Annotated in this window: 24 protein-coding genes, 1 tRNA gene and 3 pseudogenes; 20 read left to right on the top strand and 8 right to left on the bottom strand. The window is 40.9% G+C overall.

Going from position 1 to position 26,567, the window contains the following annotated elements:
- From tuf to FTT88_RS03865, 12 genes and pseudogenes are all read left to right on the top strand, one after another.
- A pseudogene (gene tuf / locus FTT88_RS03810) lies at positions 1-269 on the top strand (elongation factor Tu); the annotation flags it as partial.
- 55 nt (positions 270-324) lie between these two features.
- Positions 325-400, top strand: a tRNA-Trp gene (locus FTT88_RS03815).
- Between the two features lie 76 nt (positions 401-476).
- A complete protein-coding gene (gene secE / locus FTT88_RS03820) occupies positions 477-917 on the top strand; it encodes a preprotein translocase subunit SecE (RefSeq protein WP_078189832.1) in 441 nt (146 codons plus the stop codon).
- Between the two features lie 7 nt (positions 918-924).
- Positions 925-1,458: a transcription termination/antitermination protein NusG gene (nusG, locus tag FTT88_RS03825; RefSeq protein WP_078189831.1), complete on the top strand. Its 534-nt coding sequence runs from the start codon at positions 925-927 to the stop codon at positions 1,456-1,458.
- 115 nt (positions 1,459-1,573) lie between these two features.
- A complete protein-coding gene (gene rplK, locus FTT88_RS03830; protein WP_004868049.1) occupies positions 1,574-2,002 on the top strand; it encodes a 50S ribosomal protein L11 in 429 nt (142 codons plus the stop codon).
- A gap of 3 nt (positions 2,003-2,005) precedes the next feature.
- Positions 2,006-2,701, top strand: coding sequence for a 50S ribosomal protein L1 (rplA, locus tag FTT88_RS03835; protein ID WP_078189830.1), 696 nt, complete (start codon positions 2,006-2,008; stop codon positions 2,699-2,701).
- 350 nt (positions 2,702-3,051) lie between these two features.
- Entirely contained in the window at positions 3,052-3,558 is a 507-nt protein-coding gene (gene rplJ / locus FTT88_RS03840) for a 50S ribosomal protein L10 (protein WP_111885844.1), read from the top strand.
- A 48-nt stretch (positions 3,559-3,606) separates the two neighbouring features.
- Positions 3,607-3,978 (top strand): 50S ribosomal protein L7/L12, encoded by a 372-nt coding sequence (gene rplL, locus FTT88_RS03845; RefSeq protein ID WP_078189828.1) that lies wholly within the window; start codon positions 3,607-3,609, stop codon positions 3,976-3,978.
- 303 nt (positions 3,979-4,281) lie between these two features.
- Positions 4,282-8,370, top strand: coding sequence for a DNA-directed RNA polymerase subunit beta (rpoB, locus tag FTT88_RS03850; protein ID WP_180007035.1), 4,089 nt, complete (start codon positions 4,282-4,284; stop codon positions 8,368-8,370).
- Positions 8,371-8,510: 140 nt separating this feature from the next.
- Positions 8,511-12,710, top strand: a complete 4,200-nt coding sequence (rpoC, locus tag FTT88_RS03855; RefSeq protein WP_078192842.1) for a DNA-directed RNA polymerase subunit beta' — start codon at positions 8,511-8,513, stop codon at positions 12,708-12,710.
- 160 nt (positions 12,711-12,870) lie between these two features.
- Positions 12,871-13,413: a hypothetical protein gene (locus FTT88_RS03860; protein ID WP_180002852.1), complete on the top strand. Its 543-nt coding sequence runs from the start codon at positions 12,871-12,873 to the stop codon at positions 13,411-13,413.
- A gap of 129 nt (positions 13,414-13,542) precedes the next feature.
- Positions 13,543-13,899, top strand: a complete 357-nt coding sequence (locus FTT88_RS03865; protein WP_078192840.1) for a DNA transfer protein p32 — start codon at positions 13,543-13,545, stop codon at positions 13,897-13,899.
- 50 nt (positions 13,900-13,949) lie between these two features.
- Here FTT88_RS03865 and FTT88_RS03870 read toward each other — a convergent pair whose 3' ends face one another.
- Complete coding sequence (locus FTT88_RS03870; RefSeq protein WP_078189823.1) at positions 13,950-14,432, bottom strand: DUF4442 domain-containing protein; 483 nt, start codon at positions 14,430-14,432, stop codon at positions 13,950-13,952.
- Between the two features lie 128 nt (positions 14,433-14,560).
- Between FTT88_RS03870 and FTT88_RS03875 the strand changes: the two genes are divergently transcribed.
- The 7 genes and pseudogenes from FTT88_RS03875 to FTT88_RS03900 all read left to right on the top strand — a co-directional run bounded on the left by FTT88_RS03875 (position 14,561) and on the right by FTT88_RS03900 (position 20,791).
- Positions 14,561-15,436: an alpha/beta fold hydrolase gene (locus tag FTT88_RS03875; RefSeq protein WP_180173673.1), complete on the top strand. Its 876-nt coding sequence runs from the start codon at positions 14,561-14,563 to the stop codon at positions 15,434-15,436.
- Between the two features lie 126 nt (positions 15,437-15,562).
- A pseudogene (locus FTT88_RS17505) lies at positions 15,563-15,730 on the top strand (sodium:proton antiporter); the annotation flags it as partial.
- Between the two features lie 126 nt (positions 15,731-15,856).
- Positions 15,857-16,900, top strand: a pseudogene (locus tag FTT88_RS03880) (Na+/H+ antiporter NhaC family protein); the annotation flags it as partial.
- A 307-nt stretch (positions 16,901-17,207) separates the two neighbouring features.
- Positions 17,208-17,819 (top strand): OmpW family protein, encoded by a 612-nt coding sequence (locus tag FTT88_RS03885; RefSeq protein WP_111885838.1) that lies wholly within the window; start codon positions 17,208-17,210, stop codon positions 17,817-17,819.
- Between the two features lie 157 nt (positions 17,820-17,976).
- Positions 17,977-18,324, top strand: a complete 348-nt coding sequence (locus FTT88_RS03890; protein ID WP_078189819.1) for a lysozyme inhibitor LprI family protein — start codon at positions 17,977-17,979, stop codon at positions 18,322-18,324.
- A gap of 117 nt (positions 18,325-18,441) precedes the next feature.
- Positions 18,442-20,361, top strand: a complete 1,920-nt coding sequence (gene htpG, locus FTT88_RS03895; protein ID WP_180173675.1) for a molecular chaperone HtpG — start codon at positions 18,442-18,444, stop codon at positions 20,359-20,361.
- 154 nt (positions 20,362-20,515) lie between these two features.
- Entirely contained in the window at positions 20,516-20,791 is a 276-nt protein-coding gene (locus tag FTT88_RS03900; RefSeq protein WP_180173676.1) for a hypothetical protein, read from the top strand.
- 68 nt (positions 20,792-20,859) lie between these two features.
- Here FTT88_RS03900 and FTT88_RS03905 read toward each other — a convergent pair whose 3' ends face one another.
- The 5 genes from FTT88_RS03905 to FTT88_RS03925 all read right to left on the bottom strand — a co-directional run bounded on the left by FTT88_RS03905 (position 20,860) and on the right by FTT88_RS03925 (position 24,760).
- The gene (locus tag FTT88_RS03905; RefSeq protein WP_373886699.1) at positions 20,860-21,948 is read right to left on the bottom strand and encodes a hypothetical protein; all 1,089 of its coding nucleotides are present in this window, start codon (positions 21,946-21,948) and stop codon (positions 20,860-20,862) included.
- A gap of 149 nt (positions 21,949-22,097) precedes the next feature.
- Entirely contained in the window at positions 22,098-23,546 is a 1,449-nt protein-coding gene (locus tag FTT88_RS03910) for a hypothetical protein (protein ID WP_180173677.1), read from the bottom strand.
- A gap of 11 nt (positions 23,547-23,557) precedes the next feature.
- Positions 23,558-23,737, bottom strand: coding sequence for a hypothetical protein (locus tag FTT88_RS03915; protein WP_078189814.1), 180 nt, complete (start codon positions 23,735-23,737; stop codon positions 23,558-23,560).
- Positions 23,738-24,088: 351 nt separating this feature from the next.
- Complete coding sequence (locus FTT88_RS03920) at positions 24,089-24,277, bottom strand: hypothetical protein (RefSeq protein ID WP_111885834.1); 189 nt, start codon at positions 24,275-24,277, stop codon at positions 24,089-24,091.
- A gap of 234 nt (positions 24,278-24,511) precedes the next feature.
- Positions 24,512-24,760 carry a glycine zipper domain-containing protein gene (locus FTT88_RS03925; protein ID WP_078192883.1) on the bottom strand — a complete coding sequence of 83 codons (249 nt, stop codon included), beginning with the start codon at positions 24,758-24,760 and terminating at the stop codon, positions 24,512-24,514.
- Positions 24,761-24,997: 237 nt separating this feature from the next.
- Here FTT88_RS03925 and FTT88_RS03930 point away from each other — a divergent pair, with 237 nt between their 5' ends.
- On the top strand, positions 24,998-25,198 hold the full coding sequence (locus FTT88_RS03930; RefSeq protein WP_067761311.1) for a dodecin family protein: 201 nt from the start codon (positions 24,998-25,000) through the stop codon (positions 25,196-25,198).
- A gap of 76 nt (positions 25,199-25,274) precedes the next feature.
- On the opposite strand, the gene FTT88_RS03935 is transcribed toward FTT88_RS03930, so the two are convergent.
- Together FTT88_RS03935 and FTT88_RS03940 are read right to left on the bottom strand one after the other, a co-directional pair.
- Positions 25,275-25,961 carry a DsbA family protein gene (locus tag FTT88_RS03935; protein ID WP_111885832.1) on the bottom strand — a complete coding sequence of 229 codons (687 nt, stop codon included), beginning with the start codon at positions 25,959-25,961 and terminating at the stop codon, positions 25,275-25,277.
- Positions 25,962-26,109: 148 nt separating this feature from the next.
- Positions 26,110-26,529 (bottom strand): GNAT family acetyltransferase, encoded by a 420-nt coding sequence (locus tag FTT88_RS03940; protein ID WP_180007058.1) that lies wholly within the window; start codon positions 26,527-26,529, stop codon positions 26,110-26,112.
- Positions 26,530-26,567 lie beyond the last annotated feature (38 nt).

Here is a 26,567-nt window from a genome sequence, read left to right on the forward strand (position 1 = left end):
ACGCAGAAGTATACGTACTTTCTAAAGACGAAGGTGGTCGTCATACTCCATTCCTTAACGGTTACCGTCCACAGTTCTACTTCCGTACAACTGACGTAACTGGTGCGATCGCGCTTAAAGAAGGCGTAGAAATGGTTATGCCTGGTGACAATGTAGAAATGTCAGTAGAATTAATCCACCCAATCGCAATGGACGCTGGCTTACGCTTCGCGATCCGTGAAGGTGGTCGTACAGTTGGTGCGGGTGTTGTTTCTAAAGTAACTGCATAATATAATACAGTTATCTTTGTACAGATCGAGAGTTTCGACTCTCGATTTGCTCTGCAGGTCAGTAGTTCAATTGGTAGAGCGTCGGTCTCCAAAACCGAATGTTGGGGGTTCGAGTCCCTCCTGGCCTGCCAAATTTTTTTAAAAAGAAGCTTGATGCTGGCTCAACTGGTCATATAATAAGTCGCGAATCCTACGACGAGTACAAAAATGTCGAATGATAAATCGCGTGACGCATTAAGCGACGCGCCAATTCCTCAAAGAAATAATCCTGCTGAAGTTGTTAATTCTGGTTCCCCTTTAGACTATGTTCTGTGGGTTATCGCGTTGATTTTACTCGGTAGTTCTATGATGGTGAATCAACATTTGCCAGCATACTGGGCACCAGCGAATGATGTCTGGGTCCGTGTTGGGGTAATTTTGGCTTGTATCATCGTGGCTTTAGGTTTATTATACGCCACCCATCAAGGCAAAGGCTTTGTTCGATTGTTGAAAGATGCTCGAATTGAGTTACGTCGAGTGACTTGGCCAACCAAGCAAGAGACCATGACCACATCTTGGCAGGTACTTGCGGTAGTCTTAGTGGCATCTATTTTATTATGGTGCTTTGACTATGCTTTGAGCTGGTTAATGAAGTTTATTATCGGGTAAGAGAGCTATGAAACGTTGGTACATTATTCATGCCTATTCAGGCTATGAAAAACAAGTGTTACGCTCACTTAATGATCGAATCCAGCGTAGCGCTGTAGCCGATAGCTTTGGTGAAGTCCTTGTCCCTACTGAAGAAGTAGTGGAAATGAAGGATGGTAAGAAACGTAAATCTGAGCGTAAATTCTTTCCAGGCTATGTATTAGTCGAGATGGAAATGAATGATGAAACTTGGCACATTGTTAAAGAATGTCCAAAAGTATTAGGTTTCATTGGTGGTACTGCAGAAAAACCTGCACCAATTACGCAAAAAGAAGCTGATGCGATTCTTGCACGTGTACGCAATACTGGCGAAGCACCTCGTCCTAAGACGATGTTTGAACCAGGTGAAGAATTACTCGTAATTGACGGTCCATTCACCGATTTTAAAGGCGTGGTGGAAGAAGTTCTATACGATAAGTCACGTTTAACGTTGACGATTAATGTATTTAATCGACCAACTCAGGTTGAGCTGGAATTTCGCCAAGTCGAAAAATCGGTTTAATTTAACTTGGTTGATAAACGCCCGATTTGTTATGAGTCGGGCATTGTTGTTGTAACGGTATCGTTACTTATATGTATGGGGAGCCTAGCGGCGTTAGTACCCAGAGGTAATTGAAATGGCTAAGAAGATTGACGGCTATATCAAGCTGCAAGTTCCAGCTGGTAAAGCAAATCCATCTCCACCGATTGGTCCTGCACTAGGTCAACGTGGTGTTAACATCATGGCATTCTGTAAAGAATTCAATGCTGCGACACAAAAAGTTGAAGCTGGTCTTCCAATTCCAGTAGTGATCACTGTGTACAACGACAAGTCGTTCACATTCATCATGAAAACTCCTCCTGCTGCGATTCTTCTTAAGAAAGCTGCGGGCATCCAAAAGGGTTCAGCTGTACCTAACAAAACTAAAGTTGGTAAGTTGACTCGCGCTCAATTAGAAGAAATTGCGACTACTAAAGAACCAGATCTTACTGGTGCTGATTTAGACGCACGTGTACGTACCATTGCTGGTTCTGCGCGTTCTATGGGCTTGGAAGTGGAGCTATAAGACATGGCTAAATTAACTAAACGTCAAAAAGCCATTGTTGCTGCTGTTGAAGCTAACAAAGTTTACACTTTGGAAGAAGCAGTTGCAGTTCTTAACGGCCTTCCAGCAGTAAAATTCAAAGAATCTTTGGATGTTGCTGTAAACCTAGGTGTTGATCCTCGTAAATCTGACCAAGTTGTTCGTGGCGCGACTACACTTCCTGCAGGTACTGGTAAAACTGTACGTGTAGCTGTGTTTGCTCAAGGCGCTGCTGCTGAAGCTGCTAAAGCTGAAGGCGCGGACGTTGTTGGTTTTGATGACCTTGCTGAAAGCATCCAAGCGGGTAACCTTGACTTTGATGTAGTAATTGCAGCTCCGGATGCAATGCGCGTTGTTGGTAAGTTAGGTACGATTCTTGGTCCACGTGGCTTAATGCCAAACCCTAAAGTGGGTACTGTAACTCCTGACGTAGCTTCTGCTGTTAAAAACGCGAAAGCTGGTCAAGCACGTTACCGTGTAGACAAAGCGGGTATTATCCACGCTGCGATCGGTCAAGTAGGTTTCACTGCTGAAGCTGTTCGTTCAAACGTTGAAGCTCTTGTAGCTGACCTTAAGAAAGCAAAACCTGCTACTTCTAAAGGTGTTTACATCCAAAAGATCACTTTAAGCTCAACTATGGGTCCTGGTCTTGTTGTTGATGTAGCAAACGTTTCTAAATAAGTTTCGACTTATTACAGAATTTTAAAGCCCTGAGTAAAAATCAAAGCGCTGCTTTGATTTTTACGCAAGAAAAGATATTTGCTTCACTCGAAGCATAGTTTCTCGTCTTGCGGGTCGGCAAAGCGGTGCTTTGCTGATCGCCCCTCAGGCAAACTTTGAATTGATAAATTTAGATTTATCAGCGTCAAAGACCTCAGGCGAGGGGAGTTTTATGCTTTCTTCTTAATAGCCCAGCCTGAGTAGACGCGGTGGTGTGATTTGTTCCTCCTCCGCGTGTTGGTTCAGTGATGAGCTAACGAATTGGGAGTGCATCTGTATAGGTGCATAAATCACCGTTAGGAGGTTTTACAATGGCTCTTCTTATCGAAGGCAAAAAACAGATCGTAGCTGAAGTAACTGAAGTTGCTTCTACTGCGTATGCTGCTGTTGTTGCTGACTACCAAGGTTTAACTGTTGAGCAATTAACTGCTCTACGTGTTGAAGCTCGTAAACTAGGTGTTGCTACTCGTGTAGTTCGTAACACTTTGGCTAAACGTGCTCTTCAAGATACTCAATTCAATATCTTGAGCGACAACCTTGTTGGCCCAACAATCTTAGCTTTCTCAACTTCTGAAGACGACATGGGCGCAGCTGCTCGTTTGTTCGAAGAATTTGCTAAAACTAATAAAGCATTTGAACTTAAAGCTGCTGCATTTGACGGTAAAGTTTATCAAGGTGCTGAAGTTAGCGTTATCGCGAACCTTCCAAACCAAGAAAAAGCGCTTACTATGCTTGCAAACGTTCTTCAAGCTCCTATTTCGAAATTGGGTCGCCTTATTACTGCGCTCAAAGAGAAAAACGAGTCAGAAGCTGCTTAAGCTTAAATCAATTTACACACCATTCAATACCCATTTGGAGTTACTCTCATGGCTTTAACAAACGAAGAAATCTTAAACGCAGTTGCTGAAAAAACTGTTCTTGAACTTGTTGAACTTATTTCTGCTTTCGAAGAAAAATTCAACGTATCTGCTGCTGCTGTAGCAGTTGCTGCTGCTCCTGGCGCTGCTGGTGCTGCTGCTGAAGAACAATCAGAATTCAACGTTGAGTTGACTTCTTTCGGTGCTAACAAAGTTGCTGTAATTAAAGCAGTTCGTGAAGCTACTGGCCTTGGTCTTAAAGAAGCTAAAGATCTTGTTGAAAGCGCTCCTTCAGTTCTTAAAGAAGGCGTTTCTAAAGAAGAAGGCGAAGAACTTAAGAAAAAACTTGAAGAAGCTGGTGCTACAGTTACACTTAAGTAATCTTAAGGGGGGTCGATTTTTTTATAATCGGCTCCAAAAAATGGCTGATGGCCCTTGGGTCATCAGCCTTTTTGCGTTACAATAATCGGCTCGATTTTTGTTTGCATGATATAAAAATCATACAAATTAAAAATAATTTATAAAACCAAACGCTTACCAATATTTTTTAGTAAAAAATATTGTTAAGCGTTTTAATACCACTAAAAATTGCAGCATTTGTGAAAGTGGTGGCCATATCGGCCTGCGTAATTCCTTCTAAGTTCGTTCTGCAGGCGGACTTAGTTTACTTTCCGAGGACTCCAGATGGCATACTCATATACCGAAAAGAAACGGATCCGTAAGAATTTTGGTAAATTGCCCAAGGTAATGGATGTTCCGTACTTGCTCGCGATTCAAGTCGACTCGTACCGAACTTTCCTTCAAGACGGCAAAACTCCAAAAAACCGCGAAGATATCGGTCTCCAAGCCGCATTTCGTTCAGTTTTTCCTATTGAAAGTTATTCTGGCAATGCTGCTTTAGAATTTGTTGAGTATAGTCTTGGTAAGCCTGAATTTGATGTGCGCGAATGTATTCTTCGTGGCTCAACTTATGCGGCGCCAATGCGTGTAAAAATTCGTCTGATCATTAAAGATCGCGAAACTAAAACAATCAAAGATGTGCGTGAGCAAGAAGTCTACATGGGTGAAATGCCACTTATGACAGACAATGGTACCTTTGTAATCAATGGTACTGAGCGTGTAATCGTATCTCAATTACACCGTTCACCAGGTGTGTTCTTTGACCACGATAAAGGCAAAACTCACTCTAGCGGTAAAGTTCTTTATTCTGCTCGTATCATTCCTTACCGTGGTTCATGGTTAGACTTTGAATTCGATGCAAAAGATCTTGTATATGTTCGTATTGACCGTCGTCGTAAATTACTTGCGACTGTTGTGCTTCGTGCCTTGGGTTATAACAACGAACAAATCCTAGACATGTTCTACGAAAAAGTACCTGTATATCTTGATATGGGTAGCTATCAAATTGACTTGGTTCCAGAACGTCTACGTGGCGAAATGGCACAGTTTGATATCGTGGGTACAGACGGTAAAACAATTGTTGAACAAGGTAAACGTATTAACGCGCGCCATGTTCGTCAAATGGAAGCAGCAGGTCTTGAAAAACTTTCTGTTCCTGATGAATACCTATATGAACGTATTGTTGCTGAAGATGTAACGTTACGTGATGGCGAAGTTGTTGCGGCAAATACCGTACTTAGCCATGAAATTATGGTGAAATTGGCTGAAGGCGGCGTTAAACAATTCAACGTACTTTATACTAATGACATCGACCGTGGTCCATTCATTGCGGACTCTTTACGTGCAGATACTACAACTGGTCGTGAAGAAGCACTTGTAGAAATCTACAAAGTGATGCGTCCGGGTGAGCCACCAACAAAAGAAGCTGCTGAAAACTTATTCAACAACTTGTTCTTCTCTTCTGAACGTTATGACTTATCACCAGTAGGTCGTATGAAGTTCAACCGTCGTTTGGGTCGTCCTTACGAAGTGGGTACGGATCAGAAGTCTCGTGAAGTTGAAGGTATTCTTTCGAACGAAGACATCACTGATGTATTGAAAACATTAGTTGAAATCCGTAACGGTAAAGGTGAAGTCGACGATATCGATCACTTGGGTAACCGTCGTGTTCGTTCTGTTGGTGAAATGACAGAAAACCAATTCCGTGTTGGTCTAGTTCGTGTTGAACGTGCTGTTAAAGAACGTTTATCTCAAGCTGAAACTGATAACTTGTCTCCGCAAGATTTAATCAATGCGAAACCAGTTGCTGCTGCAATCAAAGAATTCTTTGGTTCAAGCCAGTTGTCTCAGTTCATGGACCAAAACAACCCGTTGTCTGAAATTACACACAAACGTCGTGTATCAGCATTGGGCCCAGGTGGTTTGACTCGTGAGCGTGCGGGCTTCGAAGTACGTGACGTACATCAAACTCACTACGGTCGTGTATGTCCAATTGAGACTCCTGAAGGTCCAAACATTGGTTTGATTAACTCATTGTCTGTATACGCTAAATGTAACAGCTTCGGTTTCTTGGAAACTCCATACCGTAAAGTTGTTGATGGTCGTGTAACGGATGATGTTGAATACCTTTCTGCGATTGAAGAAGTAGGTACTGTGATTGCACAGGCCGATTCTGGTATCGATAAAGACGGTAACTTAACTGAAGAATTCGTATCTGTACGTCACCAAGGTGAATTCGTACGTATTCCACCAGAAAAAGTAACGCATATGGATGTATCTGCTCAGCAGGTGGTATCTGTAGCGGCATCACTTATTCCGTTCCTTGAACACGATGATGCCAACCGTGCATTGATGGGTTCAAACATGCAGCGTCAGGCTGTTCCTACATTACGTGCTGACAAACCGCTTGTTGGTACAGGTATGGAAGCAAACGTAGCGCATGACTCGGGTGTGTGTGTACTTGCGAAACGTGGTGGTCGTATTGAATTCGTTGATGCTTCTCGTGTCGTTATTCGTGTAAACGAAGAAGAGATGGTGGCAGGCGAAGCAGGTGTAGATATCTACAACCTGATCAAATACACACGTTCGAACCAAAATACATGTATCAACCAAAACGTTGTTGTACGTTTAGGTGATAAAGTTGCACGTGGTGACGTTCTTGCTGATGGTCCATCAACAGATGGCGGTGAATTGGCATTGGGTCAAAACATGCGTGTAGCGTTCATGACTTGGAACGGTTACAACTACGAAGACTCGATCTTACTATCAGAGCGTGTACTTCAAGAAGATCGTTTAACGTCTATCCACATCCAAGAGCTTTCATGTGTTGCACGTGATACCAAATTGGGTGCTGAAGAAATTACAGCGGATATCCCGAACGTGGGTGAAGCTGCACTTTCTAAATTGGATGAATCAGGTATCGTTTATATCGGTGCTGAAGTAACTGCTGGTGACATTCTTGTAGGTAAAGTAACGCCTAAAGGTGAAACTCAGTTAACTCCGGAAGAAAAATTGCTTCGCGCAATCTTCGGTGAAAAAGCGGCTGACGTAAAAGACTCTTCATTACGTGTATCTTCATCTGTGAAAGGTACTGTAATTGACGTTCAAGTATTTACACGTGACGGTCTTGAAAAAGACGAACGTGCTCAAGCAATTGAGAAAGCACAACTTGATGCTTACCGTAAAGACTTGAAAGAAGAATACAAAATCTTCGAAGAAGCGGCTCGTGAACGTATTGTTCGTCTATTGAAAGGTCAAGAATCTAACGGTGGCGGTACAACTAAACGCGGTGACAAATTAACTGAAGAGTTATTGTCTGGTCTTGAGTTGGTTGATCTTATTGAAATCCAACCAGTCGACGAAGCGATTGCTGAACGTTTAACTCAAATTCAAGTGTTCTTGAAAGAGAAGAGCCTTGAAATTGACGAGAAATTTGCAGAGAAAAAACGCAAATTGTCTACAGGTGATGAACTAACAACTGGCGTATTGAAAGTTGTTAAAGTTTACTTGGCTGTAAAACGTCGCATCCAACCGGGTGATAAAATGGCGGGTCGTCACGGTAACAAAGGTGTTGTATCAAACATCTTGCCTGTAGAAGACATGCCACACGATGCAAACGGTGTTCCAGTTGATGTTGTACTTAACCCACTGGGTGTACCATCACGTATGAACGTGGGTCAGATTCTTGAAACTCACTTGGGTATGGCGGCTAAAGGTCTTGGCGATCAAATCGACAAGATGATGAAAGAGCAGCGTACTGTACTTGAGCTTCGTGATTTCTTAGACAAGATTTACAACAAAGTTGGTGGCGAACAAGAAGATCTTGATAGCTTGACTGATGAAGAAATCTTGGTGCTTTCAGGTAACTTGCGTAAAGGTGTTCCTTTAGCAACACCAGTATTTGATGGTGCTGAAGAATCACAAATCAAAGAATTGTTAGAACTTGGTGGCATTTCACGTACTGGTCAAACAGTATTGTATGATGGTCGTACAGGTGAGCGTTTTGACCGTCCAGTAACTGTAGGTTACATGTACATGTTGAAACTGAACCACTTGGTTGACGACAAGATGCATGCGCGTTCTACTGGTTCTTACTCTCTAGTAACTCAACAGCCGCTTGGTGGTAAAGCACAATTCGGTGGTCAGCGTTTCGGTGAGATGGAAGTATGGGCACTCGAAGCTTACGGTGCAGCATATACACTTCAAGAAATGCTTACTGTGAAGTCGGATGACGTTGAAGGTCGTACCCGTATCTATAAGAACATTGTAGATGGTAACCATTACATGGACCCAGGTATGCCTGAATCGTTCAACGTATTGACCAAAGAGATCCGTTCTTTAGGTATCAACATTGAACTGAAAAATGGTGACTAATTAGCTCCATTGAATCTCCCTTGCGAAGCAGTGCTTCTCACCTCTTTAATCAAGAGGGGCAAGGGGGATTTCTCAGTTAAAAAACAATATTTGTGACCCAGTTGTGAAGTGAAAATCTCCACAACACACGGAGAAAAAAATTGAAAGACTTGCTCGATATCATGCGCAAAAAGACGGATTCAGACGGTCATGCTCCTGTAGAGTTTGATCGCATCCGTATTGGTCTTGCGTCACCAGAAATGATTAAGTCGTGGTCTCATGGTGAAGTTAAAAAGCCTGAAACCATTAACTACCGTACGTTCAAACCTGAACGTGATGGTTTATTCTGTGCCAAAATCTTTGGTCCAGTAAAAGATTACGAATGCTTGTGTGGTAAATACAAGCGTATGAAATACAAAGGCGTCATTTGTGAAAAATGTGGCGTTGAAGTAACAACTGCAAAAGTACGTCGTGAGCGTATGGGTCATATTGACCTTGCTTCTCCAGTTGCGCATATTTGGTTCTTAAAATCACTTCCTAGCCGTATCGGTCTGCTTTTAGACATGACTTTACGTGATATCGAACGTGTATTGTATTTCGAATCATACGTTGTAACTGACCCAGGTATGACTCCACTTGAGAAATACCAACTTCTAAACGATGAAGAATACTTCACTGCTTTAGAAGAACACGGTGATGAATTCACTGCGAAAATGGGTGCAGAAGCAGTTCAAGATTTGTTGAAAGACATCGATCTTGAAGCTGAAATTTCACGTCTTCGTGAAGAAATTCCAAATACAACTTCAGAAACGAAGCTGAAAAAAGCCTCTAAACGTCTGAAATTGATGGAAGCGTTCAAAGAGTCGAACAACAAGCCAGAATGGATGGTGATGAATGTACTTCCAGTACTTCCGCCTGATCTTCGTCCGTTGGTTCCTCTAGAAGGTGGTCGTTTTGCGACTTCTGACTTGAACGATCTTTACCGTCGTGTAATCAACCGTAACAACCGTTTAAAACGTCTTCTAGACCTTGCTGCACCAGACATTATCGTACGTAACGAAAAACGTATGTTACAAGAGTCTGTAGATGCATTGCTTGATAACGGTCGTCGTGGTCGCGCAATTACCGGTTCGAACAAACGTCCTCTTAAATCTTTGGCAGACATGATCAAAGGTAAACAAGGTCGTTTCCGTCAAAACTTATTGGGTAAACGTGTCGATTACTCTGGTCGTTCGGTAATTACTGTAGGTCCAACTTTACGTCTTCACCAATGTGGTCTTCCGAAAAAAATGGCGCTTGAATTATTCAAACCATTCATTTTCGCGAAACTACAAGCATCTGGCCAAGCGACAACCATTAAAGCTGCGAAGAAAATGGTTGAGCGTGAAACTCCAGAAGTTTGGGACGTACTTGCTCACGTAATTCGTCAACACCCGGTGATGTTAAACCGTGCGCCTACACTTCACCGTTTGGGTCTTCAAGCATTTGAACCAACCCTGATTGAAGGTAAAGCGATCCGTCTTCACCCGTTAGTTTGTGCGGCATTTAACGCCGACTTCGACGGTGACCAAATGGCGGTACACGTACCATTAACACTTGAAGCTCAGTTAGAAGCTCGTGCGTTAATGATGTCAACAAACAACATTCTTTCTCCTGCGAACGGTGAGCCAATCATCGTACCTTCTCAGGACGTTGTCTTAGGCTTGTACTACATCACTCGTGATGCGATCAATGCCAAAGGTGAAGGCATGGTGTTTGCGGATACTGACGAAGTAAACCGTGCACTTGCAACAGGTCAAGTTGATTTACATGCTCGCGTAAAAGCACGTGTACACCAAACTGTCATTGACGAAAATGGTAACCGTGAACAACAAACCATTGTTGTAGACACAACTCCAGGTCGTTGTTTACTTTGGGAAGTTGTACCTGAAGGTATGGATTTCCAACAAATCAACGTTGAGATGACGAAAAAGAACATCTCTAAATTGATCAACTCTTGCTACCGTAAATTAGGTCTTAAAGATACTGTTATCTTCGCTGACCAATTGATGTACTTGGGCTTCCGTCAAGCGACTCACTCAGGTGTGTCTGTTGGTATGGAAGACATGTTGATTCCGCCACAAAAACAAGCAATTATCGAAAAAGCTGAAGTTGAAGTTCGCGAAATTGAACAACAATTCGAGCAAGGTTTCGTAACTGCCGGCGAACGTTATAACAAAGTTGTCGATATTTGGGCACGTACAAACGACCAAGTAGCGAAAGCGATGATGGACAACTTGTCTTTCACAACTGTTAAAAACAAACAGGGTGAAGACGAGAAACAAAAATCATTCAACTCGATCTACATGATGTCTGACTCAGGTGCCCGTGGTTCGGCAGCTCAGATTCGTCAGTTAGCGGGTATGCGTGGTTTGATGGCGAAACCAGATGGTTCGATCATTGAAACACCAATTAAAGCGAACTTCCGTGAAGGTTTGACCGTACTTCAGTACTTCATTTCAACACACGGTGCACGTAAAGGTTTGGCCGATACTGCATTGAAAACTGCGAACTCAGGTTACTTGACTCGTCGTTTGGTTGACGTTGCACAAGACTTGGTAATTACTGAGCCAGATTGTGGTACTTTCGACGGTCTTGTAATGACTCCGTTTATTCAAGGTGGCGATGTCATCGAGAACTTAGGTACTCGAGTATTGGGTCGTGTACTTGCTGAAGATGCGAAGAAACCAGGTTCGGATGATGTGATTCTTCCACGTAATACATTAATCGACGAAAAACTTGCAAACTACTTAGAAGAGCAAGGTGTCGATGAAGTGAAAGTACGTTCAGTTGTAAACTGTGAATCTACTTTCGGTGTATGTGCGAAATGTTACGGTCGTGACCTTGCTCGCGGTCACTTGGTGAATCCAGGTGAATCTGTGGGTGTAATGGCTGCTCAATCAATTGGCGAGCCAGGTACACAGTTAACAATGCGTACGTTCCACGTAGGTGGTGCTGCGAGCCGAACTTCTGCTGCTAACAGCGTACAAGTTCGTAACAAAGGTACAGTACGTTTCCACAATGTGAAAACAGTACAACACGCTAAAGGTCACTTGGTATCAACTTCACGTTCAGGTGAAATCGGTATCGCAGATGACATCGGTCGTGAACGCGAACGTTACAAAATTCCATACGGTGCTTCAATCATCATTAAAGATGGCGAAGCTGTGGAAGCTGGCGGTATCGTAGCGACTTGGGATCCGCATACACATCCACTTGTTACCGAAGTTGCAGGTAAAGTGCGTTTCAGCCAAATCGCTGATGGCGTAACTGTGACATCGAAAACTGATGATGCAACAGGTATGACGACTATTGAGGTACTTCCAGTAACTTCACGTCCAGCATCTGGTAAAGATATGCGTCCAGCTGTTGTATTGGATACAACAGATGGCGGCGAACAGTTCTACTTCCTACCACAAAACACGATTCTGACTGTGCGCGATGGCGAAACAATTGGTGTCGGTGATGTTATTGGTCGTGTGCCACAAGAATCTTCACGTACTCGTGATATTACCGGTGGTCTTCCACGCGTAGCTGACTTGTTCGAAGCACGTAAACCGAAAGAACACGCGATCCTTGCTGAAATTTCAGGTATCGTAAGCTTCGGTAAAGAGACCAAAGGTAAGAACCGTCTTGTGATTACTCCGGATGATGGCTCTGAAATTTACGAAGAGCTAATTCCGAAATGGCGTACGATTAACGTGTTCGAAGGCGAACATGTAAACCGTGGTGAAACCATTTCTGATGGTCCGCAAAATCCACACGACATCTTACGTTTGAAAGGCGAAGTTGCACTGACAAATTACATCGTGAACGAAGTTCAGGACGTATACCGTCTGCAAGGTGTAAAAATCAACGACAAGCACATTGAAGTGATCGTACGTCAAATGCTTCGTAAAGTTGAAATCACTGACGGTGGTGATACAAGCTTCATCAAAGGCGAGCAAGTGGAATACATCCGCGTTGTTCAAGAAAACCAAGCTGTGGCAGCTCAGAACAAGTTCCCAGCGAAGTTTGAACGTCAATTGATGGGTATTACCAAAGCGTCGCTTTCTACTGACTCGTTCATTTCTGCTGCATCGTTCCAGGAAACAACTCGTGTGTTAACTGAAGCTGCTGTAACAGGTAAAGAAGATGAATTACGTGGTCTGAAAGAAAACGTGGTTGTAGGCCGTCTGATCCCAGCGGGTACAGGTTTGGCATACCACTTAGAACGTCGTCGTCAAGAGTCTGAAGCTGCAGAGCTTGAGCTTCACAATGACTTCTCTGATGTAGATCAAGCGTTAAGCCAAGCATTTAGCGATGAATTTAACGGTCTTTAATTAGCCCTTAAATCATTCCAAAAAAGCCACCTTCGGGTGGCTTTTTTTATGTGGATGAATTGAAAATTAAAGCTTTCCTAATATTGAAATATTTCCTATAGTAAAAATAGAACATAACAAATCTCTTGATTTTTAAACTTAAACATAACGGGGTCTTTTGATGAAATTCACACAGCAATTATTCGCAGTTTCTGCATTATTCAGCTCATTGACAGCGATTGCTGCACCTATGCCCAATTCGATTGTGGTAGAAGATAAAGCTGTAGTTCCAGTACTAAAAACAGAAGTGATTCGCCGTGTTGCAGGTCAAGAACCTGTACGCCAAGTAACTGCAACAGTGTTAGAAATGACCAATAAAGGTCAGGATATCGTGGCACGTGAAATTGAACTTTCAGATCACCAAAGTGATTTTTCTGAAAAGAAATTATCGATTCCAGTAGTACAACGTGGTGGTGTCATCATCCCGACTTCTAAAATTGAAACCAAGACTACGGTGAAGCAGGACGGTCAGATTATTCGTCAAAACACCAATATTGATGCAGAAGGTGTAGAGTTTAAGAAAGGGCAGGAACCGATTAAACGCACGCTAAAACTAGATCAGGTAACAGATCCAGAAAGCAAAGCCAAACTCTCTCATGCTGTGCTGACTGAAAATGGTGAAACAACAAAAGATTTGATGATTTTGGATGAAAACCCTGAGTGATTCGTAAGCGATTAGGCGTGGTTTTTACAAAATGCAGCATTTATGCTCCAAGCCGTAACAAGCTATGTTTAATTGTTTCATACAATGGTTTTAGAATCATAGGTATTGAAGAAGACAAGGAACATCACAATGAAAAAAGTAATGAGCGTATGCGCAGTCGCGATGATGTCGACCCTAATGCTTGCTGGTTGTGAAAGCATGTCGCCCAATGAACAGCGTATTGGTGCTGCAGCTTTAGGTGGTGCCATTGGTGGTGGTGTGGGTAATAATGTCGGTGGTGGTGTAGGTGCAGCCGTTGGTGGTGGCGCTGGTGCAGCTGTCGGTAGTAAAACTCAAAATGGTTCAAACCGAAATGCTACATATAGTGGTGTAGGTGGTGCGATTGGTTCTGCAGTCGGTAAAAGTATCTTTGGTGGTAACACTGGTGCTGCGATTGGTGGTGCAATCGGTGGTGGTGCAGGTGCTGCAATTGAGCAAAATCGCTAATCCAATCCGATAAAATTGAATGAAAAGGCGCTTAAAGATAAGCGCCTTTTTTATTTGCGTGGACGGGGTTGCTTGCGACGAATGTATAGGGTTTTTTGAACTTCAGCGATACGTAAGCCTGCTTCATCAAAAATATTTAAGCTATAGTTCCGTAGAACAGGCGCGTGGTTATCTGCTAAGTTTTTAATATGGTTGATTTCATTTGGGTCGAGCTGGATGTCGGCGTATACCGTTCCACGCCCGGGAGATAAAAATTGGATATTTGCCGCTTTGTCCCACACGATATAACGTGAGCCAAGGTGATGCATCAAAATCAACATATAAAATGGGTCAACCATTGAATAAAGACTACCGCCAAAATGTACACCGACAATATTTTGATTTTTTCGAGTTAATGGCATTTTGACGCGAATGTGATAATTGGCGAGATCAATTTTATCAATCGAAATGCCAGCACCTTTATAAGGGGCATAATGATTGAGTAAGAATTTAGAGACAATAGGCATTGTCATTATTTTCTGGATTATGCTCATACTGGGTCAATTTTTTTTTATGCTGAACTTTGCATACTAAATGAGTTTCCAAACTGTGGCATTGATCACATTGCCCATGTTCACAAATAAAACGTCAATTCGATGGAATCGATAAAAGGACAAGAAGAATGCAACCACTAAATACGCAATGGGTGAATACCACAGATCAACAACGGCTCTATGTGAAGACATGGGGTGATGAAACTAAGCCGGCATTGGTTTTGGTTCATGGTTATCCTGATAATCAGGAAGTATGGGAACCGGTTATTGAACATCTTGGTTCTGAATTTTATATTGTGAGCTATGACGTGCGAGGTGCAGGGCAGTCATCTGTGCCCCGTAAAGTACGAGATTACCGTTTAGAACAACTTTCACTTGATTTAGATAGTGTGACGCAAGCGGTATTAGGCGAGCGTAGTTTTCATTTGGCCGCGCATGATTGGGGCTCTATCCAATCTTGGGAATCGGTGACTGAGCCAAAATTTCGCTCACGTATTTTGTCTTATTCAACTATTTCTGGGCCATGTTTGGATCATGCGGCATTTTTGCTCAGAAATAGCTTTAAGCATCAGCAGAAAAAATTACTCAAATTATTAAGTAAGTCATGGTACATCGGGGTATTCCAATTACCATTTTTGGCACCGACCGCGTGGCATTTTTTGAATGCTGAACGTTGGGGAAAAATTGTGAATGATTTAGAACGTACTCAAGAATTGCCTTTGAATCATAATATTCAGCATGATGGTAAACACGGTATTGCGCTTTACCGTGCTAATTTTATTCCCCGCTTAACTCAGCCTAGACAACGTCATGCGGTCTGTCCTGTACAAGCGATTGTGTTGAAACATGATAATTTTGTCAGTCCAGACTACATTAAAGAATTACCTAAATGGGTTGAGGATTTATCGGTGGTTGAAGTCAATTCCAATCATTGGGCTGTGCTGAGCCAACCCGAAAAAATTGCAGGTTACATCGCTCAATTTGCGCAATCACAGCAGCTTTAAGTAAATCTTTCAATAGTGTCAGTTTCATCGATAGGGGGCTAAATAGCGAGCAAATTCTGATAAAATATGGTTTTTTGTCAGACTCCCTTTTTTCTTATGTTTGCTATTCTTGCCGCAATTACAGTCATGTTTGGACTGTCGCTGGCACGCGTGCCTGTTGTATTTGCATTGATTATTGGTGCAGTGACTGGTGGTTTATTGGCCGGTCTTGGTCTTCATGGAACCATTGAAGCTTTCAACAGCGGCTTAGGTAATGGTGCTCAGATTGCACTAGCTTATGGTGTATTAGGTGCATTTGCATTGGCTTTAGCACGTTCAGGTTTGCCAGATTTATTGGCTTATCAAATGATTACGAAGCTGAAAGGCTCAAGTAATATTAAATCGCAAAATCGTGTGAAATATGTGATTTTTGCAACTGTAGCTATTGCCGCTATTTGCTCTCAAAATGTAGTTCCTGTACATATTGCATTTATTCCTGTTTTGATCCCACCATTACTCAGTGTATTTAACCATCTTAAGCTTGACCGTCGCTTAATTGCTTGCGTGTTGACCTTTGGTTTGGTGGGAACCTATATGTTGGTTCCTTTTGGTTTTGGTGCCATTTTCTTGAATGATATTTTGGGACAAAACATTAATACCTTTGGTAAGCCTTATGGTTTCAATATTAGCTATGACCAAATACCTCGTGCGATGGCCATTCCTGTATTTGGTATGTTTATAGGTTTATTGATTGCGATTTTTTATACTTACCGTAAACCAAGGGAGTATGAAAATCTCCAAGTTGAGCAAACACATCATACAATTGCCGGCACTGTAGAAAGTGATGAAATGGGTAAACCGCAAGTTGCTCGTTTCACTATTATTATGGCAGGCGTAGCGATCGTTGCAACTTTAGTTGCACAGTTATACTCCGATTCAATGATCCTTGCTGGTTTAGTAGGTGTTGGTATTTTAAGTTTTGCAGGCATCTTTAAATGGAAAGAAGCAGATGATGTGATCATTACAGGTATGCGTATGATGGCATTGGTTGGCTTTATTATGATTGCGGCTCAAGGGTTTGCATCGGTAATCAATGCGACGAACCAAGTCCCTGCATTGGTAGAGGCATCTGTGCAATGGATTGGTGATAGTCAAGGTCTAGCTGCATTTTGGATGCTTTTGATTGGATTGTTGATTACCTTAGGTATTGGTTCTTCATTCTCAACAATCCCAATTTTGGCCATTATTTATGTACCACTTTGTATTCAATTTGGTTTTAGCCCAGCGGCAACGATTGCAATTATTGGTACAGCAGCAGCTTTAGGAGATGCAGGTTCTCCGGCATCAGACTCAACTTTAGGGCCAACATCAGGTCTTAATATGGATGGTCAGCATGACCACATGAAAGACAGTGTGGTCCCGACCTTCATTCACTACAATATTCCATTAATGATCTTTGGTTGGATTGCCGCAATGGTACTCTAAAAAATTTTCAAAGATAAATAAAAAAGGCGATTATATAATCGCCTTTTTTGTTATTTAATCCTGAGGATTTTGGTTGGATTAAAATAATTCATTTTATTAATTCTGATTAAAAAGGTTGGTATATTATGAATAATAAATTAATTATAACGGTGAAAATATAAAACCAAGCATTGCACTATGATTAAAATAAATATATATAATTAATAATGACTTATATAATAATGTAAAAATTTATAAAATAATAATGTTGCATAATTTTAATACTAATGTTTAATATTAATTATTCATTCTAGAAGGTTGCTTTAAAATGTTAAAACAAGCTGCTCTTATTGCATTATTGGGTATGTCTGCTTCAGCGATGGCTGGTCAATGGCAGGTTAAAGTTGGTGCTTCTGTAATTGCTCCAACTGCAGATACTGATATTGCTAATGGTGCTTTAAATGTAAAAGCAGATCATGAGTTTGCATTTACACCGTCTGTAGAATATTTCTTTAATGACAACATTTCAGCTGAATTACTATTAGCTACACCAATTAGTCATGATGTGGATGTAACAGCTGCGGGTTCAAAAGTTGCTGGTGTTAAATTGAAACATCTTCCACCAACAATTACTGCGAAATATAACTTTAAAAATTCAACTGGCTTTACACCTTACATTGGTGTGGGTGGTACAGCATTTGTTGCTTGGGATGAAGATGGTTCAGGTGTGCTAGAAGGCACAAAGGTTAAAGTGAAAGAGTCTTATGGTTTTGCTGGCCAAGTTGGTTTTAACTACCAACCAGCTGATGCTAAAAACTGGGGCGTATTCTTTGATGCACGTTATGCTCAAATCCAGCCTGAAGTTCAAACAGTTGTCGAAACTTTTGATTTAGATATCGATCCAATGGTGTATACAATTGGTTATAGCTACAAATTCTAAGCTGTAGCTAATTTTAAAACCCTGTCGAATGGCAGGGTTTTTTTATGCAGTATATTCCATCCATCAGTTGATCGAATTGAACAAATAGGCAATAGAAAATTTAGGTAGAAGTGTTAGAGTCGAGATAAATCAGCAAGTTGGATGAAGAGAAAAGACGATGAAAAAAATTATTCAGGGTATGCTGGTCTTGGGCAGTGCTTATTTTATTTCGACAAGTTATGCCGCAAGTTTTGATTGTAAAAAGGCGAAAACCATTACCGAACATGCGGTTTGTGATAACCGTAGTATTAATGATGCCGATGTCAAAATGGCAACAACCTATACGATTATTCGTCATTTGGTTCCCATGGGGACACGTGGTGCAATTCAAGATCAACAAATAAAATGGCTACAACTACGCGATCAGTGCCGTGACAATGTCAGTTGTTTAAGTGATGTATATAAAATGCGGCAGCAAAAACTGGATCTCTACATGGACCGTGTTTATAAACAAGGACCTTTTTAAACCTTAAAATTTAGTGCGACAGAATAAAAATTTTCCATTCATACTATTGAAAAATAGTGAAGTCCCTCCATTCATATAGGCAATTGATAATTTTACTCAGTATGAACGGAGAGACTGATGAGCGAACAACAATCTCAAAAACACAGCTTCCAAGCGGAAGTGGCTCAGTTACTGCATTTAGTAACACATTCTTTATATTCAAATCCTGAAATTTTCCTTCGTGAGTTGGTATCAAACGCATCTGATGCCTGCGATAAATTACGTTTTGAAGGCATTAACCATCCTGAATATTATGAAAATGATCCAGATTTACATGTGCGTATTCATTTAAATAAAGAGCAGAAGACAATTACCATTTCGGATAATGGTATTGGTATGACAGAACAAGAAGCGATTGATCATTTGGGTACGATTGCTAAGTCTGGCACTAAAGATTTTATGTCGAAGCTTACGGGTGATCAAAAGTCAGATGCACAATTGATTGGTCAATTTGGTGTGGGCTTCTATTCAGGTTTTATTGTTGCTGAAAAAATTACAGTGGAATCACGTCGTGCTGGGGTAAATGCCGCTGAAGGGGTACGTTGGGTTAGTAATGGTACAGGTGAGTTTGATGTAGAGCCAATTGATAAGGCTTCACGTGGAACCGACATCATTTTGCATTTACGCGAGGATGCTTTAGATTATTTAGATCGTTACAAAGTTAAGCAGATTATTAATAAATACTCTGATCATATTAGTTTGCCAATTGAGATGCAGAAAGAAGTTTGGCAACAAGAGGAAGCTGCCGAAGACGAAGAAGCAAAACCTGGTCAATATGTACTGACGGATGAATGGGAAGCGATTAACTCAGCAAGTGCATTATGGACGCGTAATAAAAATGAGATCAGTGAAGAACAATATACTGAGTTTTATAAAAACCTGAGCCATGATTTTGAAGCCCCGCTTGCGTGGACACACAACCGTGTAGAGGGAAGTACGGAATATACACAGTTACTTTATATTCCATCTCGCGCACCAAGCAATATTTTCACACGTGAAGCTAAAGCAGGAATTAAGCTCTATGTGAAACGTGTATTTATCATGGATGATGCGGATAATTTGATTCCTAATTATTTACGTTTTGTTCAAGGTGTGGTGGATAGCGCAGACTTACCACTTAATGTAAGCCGTGAATTATTACAAGAAAGTCGCGACGTTAAAACGATTCGTGAAGGTAACGCCCGCCGTATTTTAACGGTGCTAGATGGTTTGGCGAAATCTGAAGATGTTGCTGATCAAGAGAAGTTTGCAAAATTCTACGCTGAGTTTGGTTCAGTCTTAAAAGAAGGCTTAGGCGAAGACATAGCGAATCGTGAGCGTATTCTAAAATTATTACGCTTTGCTTCGTCAAATAATGATGAAGTGAAAACATCATTTGCAGACTATAAAGCCAATATGAAAGAAGGCCAAAAGGCAATTTACTATGTGACTGCTGATAGTTTAAATGCTGCGAAAAACTCACCACAACTTGAATTGTTCAAGAAAAAAGGTATCGAAGTGCTGCTCATGACTGAACGAGTGGATGAGTGGGCGATGGAATTTGTTTTTGAGTTTGATGGAACACCATTACAGAATGTATCGAAAGGTGCAGTTGATTTGGGTGATCTACAAGATGCTGAAGAGAAGAAAGCACTTGAGGAAGCTGCTGAGCAGTTTAAACCTGTTGTTGAAAAACTGTCGGATGCGTTAAAAGATAAGACCTCTGAAGTGCGTGTAACAACACGTTTAGTGGACTCTCCTGCGTGTTTGGTGGTTGCTGAGGGTGAGTTGTCACCGCAACTGGTTCGTATGCTGAAACAAGCAGGACAAGCGGTTCCAGAGTCAAAACCAGTCTTGGAAATCAATCCATCCCATCCGTTGGTACAAAAATTAGAAAGTTCGGTGCAGTTTGATGACTTAGCAAATGTTATTTTTGATCAGGCGTTGATTGCTGAAGGCGGTTTACCCGAAGATCCTGCCCAATACATCAAACGGATTAACAGCTTATTGCTGAAGTAACGGTAGATATGAAATGAACCTCCTTCGGGAGGTTTTTTTATTTGGTTTTTCGATAGAGCACATGAATAAAAACGTCCATGTTTTAATCTTTAAAATAAATTAAAAATAAATAATTAATCTATAATAACGATCATTAAGTGTTGGGAATCTTAAGATGAAAACTTTAGTGATCGCTGTAATAGGTTCGCTGCTCTCTATGGGCCTTATGCAATCTGCTCAGGCAGATAGCGCTACGCAAAAAATGGTGCGTAATGACCGTGTGCAGGTTTCAAAGCAGATCGCACAATACGATATCAATCCTTTTGTAGATAGTCGCCGTGTGATGCGAAATGATCGTGTTCAGTATAGTTTTCCTAAAGTGAAAAAAGTCGCTGAAAAGCAGTCGCGTATTGCACGTAATGATCGTGTGAGTGTGATTAAGAAAAACTGAACCTGAGTTATTTAAAAAAGCCCATCCTGTTGAGATGGGCTTTTTTATATGCTGTGTTTAAAGAGGTTTTAAAACAGGGTTTCAAGGCGCACTAAAGCGGCCACAAAGTGGCTTTTATCGTCACGATGGTTGTTGAGGTAGTTGAGATCACCTTGGATATAAAACCATTCACGTAGAAAGGGCTGTCGCCATGATACATAGGGTCCCCAACTGTTTAAACGCAGTTGATCGTTATTGTAAAAACCACCTGTATATAGGCCGTAGTTGAATCGGTTACCTTTAAAAAATTGGTGTTGGCGGTAACTGAAGTTATCCCATTTCAGATCATCATCCTGTGCATCTGCATAGGTCAGGTTGAATTGGTTTGAGATAAAGGGTTGGCCTGGACGAGCATGGGTTAATTCTAAATTGGTTCTTAGATAATTTTCACTATCGATACCATAACGATAAATTTGTTCGGCTAAAAAACTGTAATCATTGTCGAGTTGCCATTTTTTAGCTGCTTTTAAGCGGACATATAGGTCATCACCAGAACGTAAACCTAGATCAACGTCAGTTTCGAAGGGCAGTCGATCTGAAATTTCTGACCAACGTAAAGCCAGTGAACTGTTATCTTCACGGGTTTGCTTATTGTCATAATTTTTATCACTACGCCCCGCAGGGTTTTCATTGGTAATTGCAGCATTATTTTCTAATTCATTATCAAGTGAGTCATCACCAAAGACCACACTCAATTTTTTTTCTAAAGTGGGAAGCTTAATTTTACCGCGAATACGTGGCTTAATTTCGTATTCATCGTGCTTATTCCAACTGTTGTCTAAAATCACCCGTAGGGTTGCATTGGCAGGCTTTTCTGGCTCACTTTGCCCAAACCAATTATCCATACGAACGGCCGTTCGATCTGCCCAATTTCGGACTTTCTTCTGTTGTCGATCGGTCCAGCTATTATTTTCCGTTTGTTCTGTTGTCGGAACAATGGGGTGATCTGATTGTTCAGGTAAGAAGGTCGGTGTTGCATCAATCCAACGTGGAATTTGATCTAAAAAATCATAGGTCTTTGGCGTGATATACGATGAATTTTGGTCAGTTTCAGGCACATCCTGCGAATGTTCACCCTCAGTTTCATTGGCCCAAGCAACTTGATACATCAAGCTCATTGATGCGGAAAAAAGCAAAGTCCGAATAAAGTACTGTTGTTTTTTATGCATATGTTTTGGCTCTATTTAATTATCATCTGAGTATCCTGCATCTGTAGTTTTGTTATTTTTATCGGATAAATGCAAGCCAAACTACAAAATAAATGCAATTAATCTTCGGTCATTTGCTTAAGTGCTTGATAAAGCGAAATCACATCAATGGGTTGAGGCAATTGTTGGATCACATTTTGGATGCTTTGCCAATTTAAACCTTGCTGTCGATGGAGGATCAAATAAGGAAGGGCTTGTTCGGTACGCAAGAGTGCCATGCGTTTTTGACCGTGGATTAAACGTATTTTTTGACGTTCTTGTAATAATAACAACGGGGTATGTAGTGTCGGTTCAGGTTCATCAAAATGAATGAATTTTTGCGTATGAATTAACTGTGCCGGAATAAATGGATAATAGTCGTTTTGCGACCAAATCATTTCAGCATGCTGAGACTGTTGATAGAGCTGATCAGGTGCAGCACAGAGTTGCTCTAGATTGTCCCATGATAAGACTTTAATCGCAGCAAGTTCATGTTGATGTTGTTGGCAAAACAGCTGAGAGAGTCGAATGGCTTCCATTTGCGTTTGCGCACCAAACAACAAGAGATATTTGATGAAGCGACCTTCGATATTGATTTGCTCTGCTAAATACAGTGGCTGGTTTTTCCAATCTGTACCATCTGTCGTATGCAATAGAACATCAAGTTGCGTTGTGAGTTCAGGCTGATCTATAAACTGCAATTCATACAAGGCCAATTGCGCATCGATGTTTTGCAGCGTTTGAACGCGAGCGGTATATTGAGCGATTGGAACCTGTTCAGGAAGTTCAACGCCTGCCATTGTCGAGTTGAGATTTTCCTCCGATGGGGCATGTGTTGGCTGCTCAATTAGAACAAGAGGAACGGTATCAGGTGCAGAAAGCTCTGGTTTATTTGTATTTGAGTTATCAAGCAACGTATCTGCTTCATTGATTTGCTTATCGCAATGATCTAGATCGACAGATCCGTCTTTATTTATCGCTTCAATTGGCAGTAGTACATCCACACTTGTTGCAACAGTGCTTGGTGCTGTGCTGACTTCGTCCTTTAGGCGTACGGCATGTAGACGTAGATCGATATCACTGATTAAACATTTATATAGCTGTTGTTGCTCAATTAACCAATCATAGCATTCACTGAAATTGCCCCATTCACTGAGTAACGCCGTGCGCTGTTTGGCTGGAATCATCCAAACTTGCCAACCTAACTCATGGTCATGCAGCAAGGCCCAACCCATCTCTGGATATTGATATAAAGCACTTTCGAGTGCAGCGTCATGGTTAAAATAGCCACGAAATAACCATGAATATGGCGTTTGTTTGGCAAATTCAGTGGCAGCCATCTGTGGTTCAGTTAATGCGCGATAACTTAATATTTGCTTTTGAAAAATCGGTTCGTCACATAAGGCAAAAATTTCATGAATCCGACGTTTAGAAAGCGCAGTTTCATAAAAACTCAAAGCACGGTGTTCAAGTTGATGGGTGAGTACATGGATTTCTTTTATTAATTGTACTTTCTCTTGTAAATTCATTTGTCCACTTCCTAAAGGACTTTTTGTGCTTTTTCTAAATATTTAGCCAATACAATATTGGTTGCAAGTTCTACTAATTTATATTCAGCCGAATTCGGGTTTCGATATGTATTGGCCAATTCAATCAGGCGTTCAATATCGATAACCTGCGGTGAAATTTTTCCTTGTATCAGTGCCTGAAGTTCTTGCATAGGACAATGTAAATTTAAAAATAAAGAAGTCGATTAGTTCATTTGATTATAGAGATTTCATTAAAAAAAACATGGAAATAAATGTCAGCTTCTACAAATTAAGCGTTAAATATGACAATTAATGCGCATTTTGTTTAAAAATAATACCAAATCATTAGCTTAAAGATAGGTTTTGCAAAAGATATAGCGGTATGGTTTGATCAATTTTTTTGAAGCCATCATCAGCGATCGAGCGCTTTTAGAAGTTCATTTTTAATGTTGAGTAAAGAATAAAGCCCAAAGTAAAGGCATATAAAATAAAAAACCGATGGTGGGAGCCATCGGTTTTTTTTTGGAAAAATCAGCTAAAAATTAAGCTTTTTTTTCTGTGTTTGTTATAACTTCAGTTGTATCAGCAGCTGGAGCTTGGCTCTCTGCATTGGCAGTTTCAGCAGTTACAGCTTTTTTTACTGGAAAATCTGGTACGTAAACGATTTGTGCAGAAACAGTTGCAGAAAGCGCCATCACAGCAACAGCCATAGCATATTTGATTGCGTTCATTTGTGTATTCCTATCAATCATTAGTAACTCAAAAATTGAGTCAGGGAGAAAATTAATCACTTGAATTTATGTGAAAATAATATCAAAAAATAATCAATTAAAAATGATCGATTCGGCAACACAAGATAAATGGTAGGATTTAATATTTATATAAAACAGTCTATTAGAGTTATTGCTCTAGAGTTTTTAGTGGCTGAGTGACAGCGGCGTATCACTCAGATATAGATGAAAAATCTATGAATGTTTGGCACATTTCTTTTCATAGACTTTGCCTGCGATACCACCAATAATGGCACCACTAATCGTACCAAAAACAGGCAAAATACTGCCTGCAACAGCGCCGATCGCAGCACCTTTGACGGTCGGAGAAAAACGTGAGAGAAAGCTATTCTTCCCTGTTTGGGACTCGTTGGTGGTTGTTTGAGGGGGTGTATTGGTAGATAGTTCGGTTTCAGCAGAAGTTGCTTGAGGTTCAATAGTCATGACATTACTCCCGAGCATGATCGTTAGAAGAATGAAGCTTTTAGCCTAATCGGTAGTGGCCTTGGCTTAAACAGAAAGCATGTAATAAATGATGGTCAGTTTGTAATCCCTCGAAGTGGAATTCACTCCTGTGTAAGACATGTAATATTTTGCTGTTTTGATGTTTAAAAAATAACCAAAATAAGTGACTTAATCATATGATGAAGATTCAAAATCATAACAATGAGGATAAATACAATGTCTGTTGCTAAAGTCGTTGAAGTAAATGCAAGTAGCACAAAAAGTTTTGAAGATGCGATCCAAACGGGAATTAATAAAGTCACTGAAACCGTAAAGAACGTTCAGGGTGCATGGATTAATGAACAAAAAGTTGTGGTGAAAGACAATAAAATTGCGGAATATCGAGTGAACTTAAAAATCAGCTTCTTGGTGGAATAAGTTTCATTTTATTGATGTTAAAAACTGATCATAAAAAATCCCCGAAGTTCGGGGATTTTTGATTGAACGCGCTGAATTATTTTTCAGGTGTTTCACAGCTTTCATCATTACAGACAGGTGTAGGAGCAAGCTCAGGGAGTTCCGCAGCTTTGTCCATCACTTTTTTAAATACATCTTTCGGTTGAGCGCCTGCTAAAGCAATGCGTTGCTCAAATACAAAGAACGGTACACCCGTAACTTTAAGTTGATCGCGTGCTACTTCTTCGTCGTATTTGACGAAATCAGCAAATTCATCTGAGTCTAATAAGTCATCGACTTCAACAGGGTTTAGACCAATACGAGATGCAACATCTTCTAAGGTTTCACGTTCACCAATGGCCAAGCCTTGCGTCATATAGCTATAGAAGAAAGCTTCTTTGGCTTCACTGCCGAGACCTTTGCTTTGTGCAAGATGAATCAAGCGGTGCGCGTTGAAAGTATTGCCTGAATTGGCTTTTTGCCAGTTAAATTCAATACCTTCAGCTTTTGCCATTTCGGCAATATTGCGCTGCATTTCCTCTACTTCTTCAATACTGCGGCCATATTTTTGAGCTAGACGTTCAGTATTAGAAATTTCTAGGCGAGCGGGCGCATCTGCATCAAGTTGATAGCTATGCCAAAACACTTCAAGTTCTACACCCGATTCTTCGGCAGCAGCTTCAAGGCGTTTTTTCGCAATATAACAAAATGGGCAAACCACGTCTGACCAGATATCTACACGCATGGGAAATCTCTTTTCTATGTTCTGGGAAAATGATGGGGGCAAATCCTAAAATTTAAAGCCAAGCAATGCAATCCATTTTTGTTTCGATGGTGCAATGTCGAATTTTTTTTATGTTGCTTCAAGGATTGACCGAAGATTTGTCGGACTATTAATCCGTGATTAAACGTTTACCCAAACAAATCACTTCAACCTCTTCATAGCCCAATTGTTCATAAAAATTTTGTACGTCAATGTTGTCTTGGCGAATCAGTAATTGAAGTTTTGGGCAACCTAAAGCAATTAAGCGTTTTTCTAATTGTTGAATGAGGGCGGTGGCAACGCCATTACGCTGAAAATGTGGATGTACAGCAAGATAATTGACCCAGCCTCGATGTCCATCATAGCCCCCCATCACAGTTGCGATCAATTGATCATCTTTGATAGCCAATAAAAATAATTGATCACGTTGCGCTAGTTTTCGAAAAATATCAATTTCAGGGTTATTCCATGGACGGGTCAGATCACACAGTTCCCAAAGTGCAATTACATCATCTAAATCAGATTCGAGATAGGGGCGGATAATAAACATAATTTTTGTTTTAGCATGTATTTTGACCAATTTAGATT

It is taken from the genome of Acinetobacter sp. YH01024, assembly GCF_013420195.1.
Classification (GTDB): domain Bacteria; phylum Pseudomonadota; class Gammaproteobacteria; order Pseudomonadales; family Moraxellaceae; genus Acinetobacter; species Acinetobacter amyesii.